The organism is Brucella sp. NBRC 113783 (genome assembly GCF_040372265.1).
Taxonomy (GTDB): domain Bacteria; phylum Pseudomonadota; class Alphaproteobacteria; order Rhizobiales; family Rhizobiaceae; genus Brucella; species Brucella teleogrylli.
This window is the reverse complement of the sequence record NZ_BAABRX010000003.1, coordinates 563,926-574,318: the sequence shown is the minus strand read 5'-3', so window position 1 is coordinate 574,318 and position 10,393 is coordinate 563,926. Positions and strand designations below refer to the sequence as shown.

The window sequence follows — 10,393 nt, the reverse complement described above, 5'->3', positions numbered from 1 at the left end:
CAATAATGATCCCTGAATACGAAATCTTCGGCATTCGTTACGGCACCAATCCGGGCCGCAAGCGTGGGCAGAGCTTCATCCTCGAAGCCGAGCCGACCGCGCCGCTGGCGATGGATTTTTATTGCTGGTTTTTGCGCAGCCGTGAACGTGTAATCGTGATCGATACCGGCATGGACCCGAAGAAGGCGGAAAAGAACGGCCATACAATGCTGGTCAATCCGCCCGACGCGCTGCGGCAATGCGGCATCGATCCGGATCAGGTCGATACGGTGATCCTGACCCATTTCCATTACGATCATACCGGCCATCTGGCCGCTTTCCCCAATGCGAAATTTCATCTGCAGACGGAAGAAATGCATTATGTCACCGGGCCGTGGATGCAGCGCCACTGGTTCCGCCATGCCTATGCGGTGGACGAAATCTGTCAGGGCGTGGAATTGCTGCACAAAGGCCGCCTGCACCTGCATGACCGCGATCTTGAGATTGCGCCCGGCGTCAGTGTGCACTGGGTCGGCGGACATTGCGCGGGGCAGGAGATCGTACGCGTCAATACTGCACGCGGCTGGGTCGTTCTCGCGTCGGATGCGCTGCATTATTATGAGGAATATGAGCGTGGCGTGCCCTATTCGGTCGCGTTCAATCTTTCAGACATGATTGCGGGGCACGAAAAGATACGCGCTCTTGCCGATAGCGACGATCACGTTTTGCCTGCTCATGATCCACGCGTGGCGCATATCTATCCCGAGGCCGGTGTCGGGCCGAAAGGTTCGGTGTTCCGGCTCGATCTTGCGCCAAAAGCCTCCGCCGTCTGAATTGTTTGCATAATGCATGGTTTTTGGGGTATCTCGATCACAAAGGGCCTTTTGAAGGGGAAATCGCGTGCAATATCAGACCAAGGAAGAACTTGTTGCCGATTTCCTGCGCGAAGGAATCATTTCGGGTCGTTTCCCGCGTGGCTCCAAGCTCAAGCAGGTCGAGCTGGCCGAGATGCTAGGCACGTCGATTACGCCGGTGCGGGAGGCGATGAAACTTCTCGAAGCGGAAGGTTTTGTCGATGGCAATTCGCATCGCGGTGCGATTGTGGCGCCGCTCGATATCCATGCGACCGAGGAAATCGTCGATTTGCGCGTGACGCTGGAGTGCAAGCTGGCGCTGAAAGCACTGCCGCTTTTGGACACAGAGGCAATCGACGAGTTGCGCAAGCTGCAAAGCCAGATCGAGGAAGCGTCCGCCAAGGGCGACCGCGAAGCCGTGCGCGTGATCAATTATCGCTTTCACGAGCGCATCTATATTGCCGCCGAATTGCCGCTGACGCTGAAATTCGTGCGCACTTTATGGGCGCGATACCCGTTCGACCTGATCAACCGGTTGGACAACCGCATCGGACGGGCGAGGGACGAGCATCAGGACATGATGCAAGCCATTCTAGCGCGCGACGAGGCCGCGTTGATTACGTCGTTACGGGTTCATATCCGCTCAGGCTGGGACGAGTTCAAGGCAAGTTACAAGTCCAGTTAACAGGACCAGTATTGCTGCGCTCCCAGCCTCATGATTTTCACAGAGGAAAGGGAGTAGCGCAATGACGCTCAAGAGCATGTTGCTGGTTATGGATATGATGAACGATCTCGTTCATCCGGATGGGGCGGGTGCGAAAACCTATGTGCCCCTTATGCGGGAGCGGGACGTCTATGGCGCAACAAAGCGCGCTATTGCGCGCGCTCGTGCGGGGAAGGTGCCGGTCGGCTATGTCCGCGTCGGCTTTTCACCCGATTATCGTGAAGTCTCTGACCGTTCCCCCGTATTCACGGGCGCACGCAAGGCGGGCATTTTCAAGCTCGGCAGCTGGGGCACCGAAGTCTATGCCGATTTTGCACCCGAAGCGGGCGATGCGGATATCGTCAAGCATCGTGTCAGTCCGTTTTACGGCACAGCGCTTTGCCCTTTGTTGAGCGCCAGGGAAATCGGGCGTCTGGTGCTGGCCGGAGTTTCAACAAATGGCGTTGTGTCGGCTGCGGTGCGCGAGGGCCACGACCGCGACTATGAATGTGTCGTGCTTGAAGACTGTTGCGCCGGTTCCACAAGTGAAGAGCACGAATTTGCGTTGGCCGGGCTGCGCCGATTCTCAAAAATCATGACCTCCGCAGACTTCTGATACGCGATGCGTATCTCGGCGTAACGAGCAATCAAAATAATGCATTATATTTTGATTGCTGTGCTGCAAATTTTGAACAATTCCCGGTAATTCGCCGAAAATCGTTCGGTCCGTTCATTTTGGCGATTGACGACCCAAAAGATAATGCACAATATACAAACTGAGGAGAGATCTTGGAAAGATCGATAGAAGCGGCAGGCCTGGCTCGCGTGCTTCGTGTCAGTCAGGCCAGGCTTTAGGAGGATAAAGTGACGACGATTGAGCTTGAAAAGAAGAATGTGGTCGAGGTTGGTGGTGCACCGGCGGAGGGTCGTATTACGGACGAATCCGTTGCGGCTGCACGCAGCATGATCGGGTTGCAGCTGCGCCCGGAAGGTCCGTATCTTCAGGATGCTTCCACCGACACGTTGCGCAACTGGTGCAACGGTATCGGCGATCTCAATCCGCTTTACCGTGAGCAGGAATATGGCCGCAACAGCCGTTTCGGCGGTCAGGTTGCGCATCCGATGTTCCCGATGGCTTTTGGCTGGGTCGGTCGTACCCGTTGGGGTCTGCCCGGTGTACACGGTTTCTATGCCGGTAACGACTGGGAACTGTTCCGTCATATTCGTCCGGGCGACCGCATCTCCGCCATCGAACGTGTTGTCGGCGTCGAGGAAAAGGAATCAAAATTTTCCGGCCGTCTCGTGCTGCAATATGTCGAGGCAAGCTATTTCAACCAGCATGGCCAACTCGTGGCACGCGCCCTTGGCACCTGCACGCGCCACGAACGCAAGGCGGCGCGTGATACCGGCAAGTACAAGGACATTCAGACCCACGAATATACGCCGGATGAATTCGCCGAGTTGGACGAAGCGATCATGCGCGAGCCGCAGAATATTCGCGGCGCGAATGTGCGTTATTGGGAAGACGTGAAGGAGGGAGAGTCTCTCGATCCGATCGTTCGCGGCCCGCTTTCACTGATGGATACGATGGGCTTCCTCGTTGGTTGCGGTCGCGGCCACACGCATGGCGTCGTGTTCATGGCGGCCATGAAACACCCGGGCCATTTCTTCCGCAATCCGGAAGCGGGTGGCGGTATCGAATATACCGGTATCGGCCATCACCGTGAATCAACCGCCAAGGAAGTCGGTGTGCCGGGCGTTTACGACTACGGTCCGCAGCGTTCGAGCTGGATGGCAACACTTGTCACCAACTGGATGGGTGACGCAGCCTTCCTGAAGCGCTGCCGCACCGAAATGCGCCGGTTCAACACCATGGGCGACAGCACCTGGTGCCGCGGCAAGGTTACCCGCAAATATGTCAAGGACGGCCATGCACTGGTCGATATCGAGATCAGCGGTGAGAACCAGCGCGGCGAACTGACGACGCCGGGTCTGGCAACCGTGATCCTGCCGTCGCGTGACCCGAATATTCGCGTTCATCTCGACGGTTCGAACCTCGATCTCGGACTGCCTGTGGTTCGCTAATCTTTGGAGAATACCCCCATGGTACAAGCACTTCCGCTCCATGGTATCCGGGTCGTGGAGGTTTCCTCCACAGTTGCCGGGGCCTATGCCGGACGCCTCCTCGAGGCCATGGGGGCAGAGGTTATTTTGATCGAGCCGCCCACGGGCAGCCCTTTGCGCACGGTGCCGCCGATCATTGGCGACAGTGCTGTGGGCGCTCTCTTTGCCAGCCTTTCCGTTGGCAAGCGGTCCGTGGTGCTCGATCTGTCTGATACGCAGGACCAGATGGATTTCGATGCCCTTGTGGCATCGGCAAGTATTCTGATCGATGACACCCCACTGGATCGACGCCAGCAATGGGAGCTTGATCAGGGTTCCATTGCGGTCCGTCATCCGCATCTGGTGCATCTTTCCGTGCTGCCCTTCGGGGCCGCTGGTCCCAAGTCAGGCTGGAAGGGTGAGGAAGTCAATCTCTTCCATGCTGGGGGCGAAGGATATCTGATGCCAAATGGCTTGTCCACCAATATGTTTCCCGACCGTGCGCCGATTAAAGTACATGGCTACTTCGCCGAGCGTCAGGGTGGGGTTGCGGGCGCGTTGGCTGCGCTGTCTGCCCTCTGGTCAGGGCAGGGGCAATTTGTCGATGTGGCGGTTCAGGATGCCAATATTGCGGTCGGCGCCTTTGCGATCCAGCGCTATGGTGACGGTTCTCTAGAACACCGGTCGACGCGGTCTTTCCGTTATGGCGGGGTGATCGAATGCGCCGACGGTTATGTCGAGCTTTTGACCCTTGAAGAGCGGCAATGGGAAGGTCTGGTCGAATTGATGGGGCGGCCCGAATGGGCACTGAACCCCACATTGTCGGATTCTGTCGCCCGCAGTGTGCATGGGCCGGAAATCAACGGGCATATCCGGCAATGGGCCAAGGAACAGTTCGTGGAAGAACTGGTTGCGCAGGCGCAACGCCTGGGTGTTCCGATGGCCCGCTACAATACACCGGCTCAGGTTGTTTCGGGAAAGCACGAGCAGGCGCGTGGCATTTTCGCCGGGCTGAATGTGGGCAGATTGAAGGATCTGCCATTGCAAACTGCACCATTTCGCTTTGGTAAAGATCCGCTGCCGCTTTCGGGAGTGGTCCCGGAACTTGGCGCCGATCAAATTTTGGCCGAACCGGACCAATTCAGTTCAGATAAAAGGGCCAGTCCAGGCAGGAGGGCGAGCGTATGAAACCCTTGCAAGGCATCCGAATTGCGGATTTCACCGTCCACGCCGCTGGTCCGTTCTGCACGCATATGCTGTCGCAGCTCGGTGCGGAATGCATCAAGATCGAAAGTGCCGCGCGCCCGGATATTTTCCGCAAGCCACATGCCGTCTACGGCCGCTTTGGCCCGGCGACCTTTGATCAGGTGGCATCGAACAAATTATCCGTTCGGCTCAATCTCAAACATGCCGAAGGTGTGGCGCTGGCCAAGCGGCTCGTTTCCATCTCGGATATTGCAGCTGAAAGTTTTCGAGCCGGCGTGATGCAGCGCCTTGGTCTCGGTTACGATGCGCTCCGTGAGATCAAGCGCGATATCGTTATGGTGTCCATTTCATCGTCCGGCCAGACCGGACCGGATTCGCATTTTGCGGGTTACGCGCCCCTGTTTGGCGCCTGGGGCGGGCTTGGTTATCTGACCGGATATCGTGATGGTCCGCCGGTCGAGATGCGGCATGTCATGGACCATTCTGTCGGGCTCAATGCAGCCTTGGCTACAGTTTCCGCGTTGCACAAACGGCGTCTTACCGGTGCTGGCAGTCATATCGACGTGGCGGCGCGAGAAGTTGCGACCTCCATGATTGCAGAGAGTTTTCTGGCGGCAGCCGCTGGGCACGAACCGGGACGTCTAGGCAATGAAGATGCAATCTGCGCGCCATATGGTGTTTATGCCAGCGCTGAACATGACCGTTGGATCACGCTTGCAGTGCGTACCGACCTTGAATGGCAGGCGCTGGCACGCGTCATGGATAAGCCTGAACTGGCCAATGCCGCTCGCTTCGCCACGCCTGAACAGCGTCATGCAGCCCGCGCGGAACTTGACGGTATCGTCGGCCAATGGCTAGCCGGTTGCGAGCCTGAATCCATTGTCGAAACGCTACAGAAAAACGGCGTTGCGGCACATATTTCATGGACCGCGCGCGATTTGGTCGAAGATCAACATCTGCGTTTTCGCAGGGCCATTGTCGATGTGCCTGAAGGCGATGCGGGAACCGTCCGCGCAGCTATTGGAGCACCCGCACGGTTCAGCCGTTCGGACAATCCTTCGATCGATCGCGGGACACCGAAGCTCGGCGAAGACGAGACATATGTTTTTGGCGAACTTCTGGGCATTTCAAGTCGCGAATATCGAAGACTTGTGGATGACAAGATCATTCACTGAAACGACAGGGCGGACAGATGGATACGCGTGTAAGTGATTTTTCTAACGTAATCGGGCGCAGTGAAAGCCGAACGGCAAGGATCGGACGAGAGCGGGCGGAACAGCTGGCGGCAACGATTGATCTCGCCGAGATTCCCGGCGATGGAACAGCTTTGCCGCCCGGCTGGCACTGGCTGTGGTTCAATCCTTTTGTGAAGCGCTCCGAAATCGGTCCCGACGGCCACCCGAGAAAAGGCGGTTTCTTGCCCGATGTGGGTCTTCCGCGCCGCATGTGGGCTGGCGGGCGCATGACCTATCATGCGCCGCTCCCTTTCGAGGTAATGGCTGAGAAGACAAGCACGATCTCCAACGTTGTAGAGAAAAACGGCAAGGCTGGCCGGTTGGTCTTCGTAACGGTTCGTCACCAGATCAACGCCGATGGGGTTCTTTGCATCGAAGAAGAACAGGATATTGTTTACCGCGAAGCGGCAAGCCCAGACGCGAAGGCTCCAACGCCCACGTCTGCACCGGAAGGCGCACAATGGGACCATGAGATCGTGCCTGATCCTGTTCTCCTGTTCCGCTATTCGGCCCTCACGTCCAACGGTCACCGTATTCACTACGATGTTCCTTATGCCCGCAATGAAGAACACTACCCCGACCTTGTCGTACATGGACCACTGACGGCGACATTCTTGCAGAATTTCGCTGGTGAAATTCGCAAAGGCGCAAGGCTGAAGCGCTTTGCGTTTCGCGGTATGTCGCCCTTGTTCGTTTCCGCACCGTTCCGGCTGCAGGCAAAAACGGGCAGCCAACCGGACGTATTGGAGCTTTGGGCTGTCGGACCGAACAATGGCCTGGCCATGCAGGCGGAGGTAGAGTTCGATGTCTGAGCGGCGACCGTTCGAGATAGCGCGCAGCTTTCTGTTCGTGCCAGGTCATCGGCCCGAACGTTTTGCGAAAGCAGCGGCTACCAATGCCCATCAGATCATCATTGATCTGGAAGATGCTGTGGGACCCGCTGAAAAAGATGCAGCACGCGGCCATGTGGTCGAATGGCTCGCACAGCGCGGAACGGGATTGGTTCGCATCAATGCAGCCGATACGCAGTGGTTCGAGGATGATATCCGTGCACTGGCCGATATACCGAACCTTGTGCTTGTACTGCCGAAGGCAGAACCGGAAACGGTGCAATCGCTCGCCGCGCTTGCACCGAAGACGCCAATCATTGCTCTAGTTGAAACCGTGGCAGGCCTGTTGAATCTGGGCGCGTTGGCTCGGATGCGATCCGTTCGTCGCATCGCCTTCGGTCATCTCGATTTTGGGGCCGATGCGCGCATTCCCGGTACAGGCGGTGTTCTCGACATGGTGCGCTTTCAAATTGCACTGCATGCGCGCGGTGCCGATCTTCCCATGCCGATCGACGGTGTCACTGTGGAACTGACCGATGAGGCGGTGATCGCTGCCGACGTCGCACGCTGTCGCGAACTGGGCTTCGGCGCTAAGCTTTGCATTCATCCAAAGCAGGTCGATGCGGTCAACCTTGGCTTTGCACCGTCCAATAGCGAGCGCGACTGGGCGACGCGGGTGATTGCCGCACTTGAGGCTGCTGGAGGGGCGGCGGTGCAGGTTGACGGCAAGATGATCGACAAACCGATGATGACGCGCGCGGCTGCCATATTGGCGGAAGCGGCATGAAGAATTTGATAAGGGTCGAAGGGGAGGTTTCCATGTCGCACAAGGGTGTTCTGTCTGGAAAACGGGTGATTGAACTTGGCTCAATGATTGCAGCGCCGTTTGCCACCCACATCCTTGATGAAATGGGGGCCGAAGTCATCAAGATTGAACCCCCGGAAGGCGAAACGACGCGCCACCTTGTGCGTGGCGGTCCGAGCGGCACTTTCATCGCATATAATCGTGGCAAGCGCAGTCTCTGCCTCAATCTCCAGACTGAGGAAGGTCAAGCCGCGTTCCAGAAGCTGGTGGTCAGCGCGGATGTGGTTTTGCACAATCTATCGCCGGGTGCGGCACGCAAGCTTGGCGTGACATGGGAGGCTTGCCGGGCGCTCAATCCCGACATTATCTTTTGCCATATCCGCGGCTATGGCGCAGGGCCGATGGCCGAGGAAATCGCGTCAAACCCGATTGCGGAGGCTGCAACCGGCGTGATGTTTTCCAATCGTATCAATGGTCGCCCTTCGCGGCTTGGGCCGTCTTATCTCGATCAGTTCGCGGGCTGCTATGCAGTGATTGCGGTTCTAGCCGCCATGCTGGACAAAAGCGGTTCGCCAGAGCGTCGAAACATCGAGCTTGGGCTTTATGAAGCCGGTCTGCATATTGCGGCCCGGGAACTTGTCGGCGTTCAATTGAAATCGCACTTGCTGGGACGTGCAGAAACTGAACCGTCGCCGGAATTTTCAATTCCCGGTTATGGTGCTTATGAAACCCGCGATGGACGCTGGATTTATCTGGTGATGCTTTCCGACGAGCACTGGCGTCGCTTCTGCCGTTCGACGGGCCTTGCTCCCGATCCGGAACTGGCAACGTTACGTGATCGTCGCCGCAATCGCGAAAAAGTCGAATCTGTAGTCGCTGTTGCGGTGTCGCAATTCGATTATGATGGGATCTCTGCCGCTCTCGGTAAGGAGGGTGTCGGGCATACGGAAGTCTTGTCCGCTGACCGGGTGCTGGCGGCCGCGCAGGCCCGCGAACCGCAGAAATATGCAGATATCGCTTTTGCAGATTATGCCTTCCAGTCGCCGGATTTTCCGGTGCCTGTCTGTCGGGACACCTCACCGGTCGGCGAGCCACCACGCCTTGGCGATCACACGCGTGAGGTACTGGCCGGATTGGGGTATAGCGAGGGCCAGATTGGCGCGATGTTGGATGCTGGTGCAGCCTTTGCTGCCAATTCCGACAAACCTCTCTGGTCCAAAATCGGGGCTGGCAATTCTCTGTAGGCGAGCCTAATTTGTCGCTTTCCCTGGAAAGCAATAGTTGAGGACCCATGTGTGACGGCAGTTCTTACGCGCTGCCGTATCTTCTACGAAATTGAACCGATTACACTGCATAAATTCCGAATTGAATTGAATATCTCGTATATAGCTACGGTCGAGTTATGCCTAAATTTACCCGTCCCGTTAGATAACGGCAATGAGGGGTAAAATGAAAAAATTTGCAGTTGGTGCCACTTTCGCGGCCATGTTCACCGGACTGTTAAGCGCCGCACCGGTCCACGCTGAAGATATCGCTATCGGAGCTGTGGTTCCACTCTCCGGTGCAAGCGCCACCACCGGCAAGGACCAGAGTCGCGGTATCGAGCTTGCGGTCAAGGAAGTCAACGCCAAGGGCGGCGTGCTTGGCAAGCAGTTGAAGGTTATCGTTGAGGATTCCGGCGGCAAGCCGCAGACTTCGATTGACGCGGCCAAAAAGCTGGTATCGGTCGACAAGGTGCCGATTGTCATTGGCGAATATTCCTCCGGCAACACCATTCCGCTTGGCCAGTATCTGGTTCAGGAAGGCATGCCCCACATCAATCCGGCGTCCACCAGTGGTCTCGTTCGCGGAATTGGTGCGACATCCTATAGCGTCGTCGGTCTGGACAATGTCTCGACGGAATTTGCTGCGCAGGACGTCATCGATCATGGCTGGAAAAAGGTCGCCGTGCTGGCGATGAACAATGCTTTTGGCCAGGGTGTTGCGGAAGAGTTCAAAAAGCACTTCACCGCGAAGGGGGGCGAAATCGCAACGACCGTCATGTATACGATTGGCCAGTCCACCTATCGTCGTGAATTGCAGCAGGTGGAAGCCACCGCTCCCGACGCCTATGTCTTCACCGCTTACGGTACTGAAGGCGCGCTCATCATGCAGGAAGCTTATGAGCTGGGAATGCAGCAGGGCAAGCCGTGGTACTCCATCCTGATCACGATGATGAACAAAGATACGCCCGCAGAGTTCAAGGTTGGCCTCCGTGGCATGGACGTGGGCTATATCGGCGAGGGTGGTGCGACCTACAAGGTCGAATATGAAAAGGCCTACGGCGAAGGCTTCCTGTCTGCTTACGGCGGCTATGCTCATGATGCCGTTCTCTTCGCAGCGGCGGCTCTCAACAAGGCTGGCAGCACGGACAGGGCAGCCGTACTCAAGGCGATTGAAGAACTTGGCAAGGAAGGGGTCAAAGGCGCAACGGGCGAGATCCAGTTCGACGCCGATGGCCAGCGCACGCACCAGCCTTATCTGAAGTTCAAGGTCGAAGGTGAAAAGCTCGTCGCCTACGATTGATGGTTAGCAGAGATACCTGCCGCAAGACCTGCGGCGGGTATCGCCTGTTGGACCGGACTGCCGTCCGATGGCGGTGGTTTCGGGGCTTCTTTCCTTTTCACACAGTTCCGGAC

The 10,393-nt window shown here is 57.2% G+C and carries 10 protein-coding genes; all 10 read left to right on the top strand.

Annotated features, from left to right (window positions below; translation table 11 throughout):
• Nucleotides 1-5 precede the first annotated feature (5 nt).
• Nucleotides 6-812 carry an N-acyl homoserine lactonase family protein gene (locus ABWW11_RS13225; protein WP_109365842.1) on the top strand — a complete coding sequence of 269 codons (807 nt, stop codon included), beginning with the start codon at nucleotides 6-8 and terminating at the stop codon, nucleotides 810-812.
• 67 nt (nucleotides 813-879) lie between these two features.
• Nucleotides 880-1,518: a GntR family transcriptional regulator gene (locus tag ABWW11_RS13220; RefSeq protein ID WP_109365843.1), complete on the top strand. Its 639-nt coding sequence runs from the start codon at nucleotides 880-882 to the stop codon at nucleotides 1,516-1,518.
• Between the two features lie 61 nt (nucleotides 1,519-1,579).
• Nucleotides 1,580-2,152 carry a cysteine hydrolase family protein gene (locus tag ABWW11_RS13215; protein WP_109365844.1) on the top strand — a complete coding sequence of 191 codons (573 nt, stop codon included), beginning with the start codon at nucleotides 1,580-1,582 and terminating at the stop codon, nucleotides 2,150-2,152.
• Between the two features lie 248 nt (nucleotides 2,153-2,400).
• Complete coding sequence (locus ABWW11_RS13210; protein ID WP_235892047.1) at nucleotides 2,401-3,621, top strand: FAS1-like dehydratase domain-containing protein; 1,221 nt, start codon at nucleotides 2,401-2,403, stop codon at nucleotides 3,619-3,621.
• An 18-nt stretch (nucleotides 3,622-3,639) separates the two neighbouring features.
• Nucleotides 3,640-4,827 (top strand): CoA transferase, encoded by a 1,188-nt coding sequence (locus tag ABWW11_RS13205; RefSeq protein WP_109365845.1) that lies wholly within the window; start codon nucleotides 3,640-3,642, stop codon nucleotides 4,825-4,827.
• Complete coding sequence (locus tag ABWW11_RS13200; RefSeq protein ID WP_109365846.1) at nucleotides 4,824-6,020, top strand: CaiB/BaiF CoA transferase family protein; 1,197 nt, start codon at nucleotides 4,824-4,826, stop codon at nucleotides 6,018-6,020. The genes ABWW11_RS13205 and ABWW11_RS13200 overlap by 4 nt, the downstream gene beginning before the upstream one ends.
• A gap of 17 nt (nucleotides 6,021-6,037) precedes the next feature.
• Nucleotides 6,038-6,892 carry an HTD2 family dehydratase gene (locus ABWW11_RS13195; protein ID WP_109365847.1) on the top strand — a complete coding sequence of 285 codons (855 nt, stop codon included), beginning with the start codon at nucleotides 6,038-6,040 and terminating at the stop codon, nucleotides 6,890-6,892.
• A complete protein-coding gene (locus ABWW11_RS13190) occupies nucleotides 6,885-7,697 on the top strand; it encodes an HpcH/HpaI aldolase/citrate lyase family protein (RefSeq protein ID WP_109365848.1) in 813 nt (270 codons plus the stop codon). The genes ABWW11_RS13195 and ABWW11_RS13190 overlap by 8 nt, the downstream gene beginning before the upstream one ends.
• A gap of 32 nt (nucleotides 7,698-7,729) precedes the next feature.
• Complete coding sequence (locus ABWW11_RS13185; protein ID WP_109366402.1) at nucleotides 7,730-8,959, top strand: CaiB/BaiF CoA transferase family protein; 1,230 nt, start codon at nucleotides 7,730-7,732, stop codon at nucleotides 8,957-8,959.
• Nucleotides 8,960-9,164: 205 nt separating this feature from the next.
• Complete coding sequence (locus tag ABWW11_RS13180) at nucleotides 9,165-10,280, top strand: ABC transporter substrate-binding protein (RefSeq protein WP_244597032.1); 1,116 nt, start codon at nucleotides 9,165-9,167, stop codon at nucleotides 10,278-10,280.
• Nucleotides 10,281-10,393: the final 113 nt, after the last annotated feature.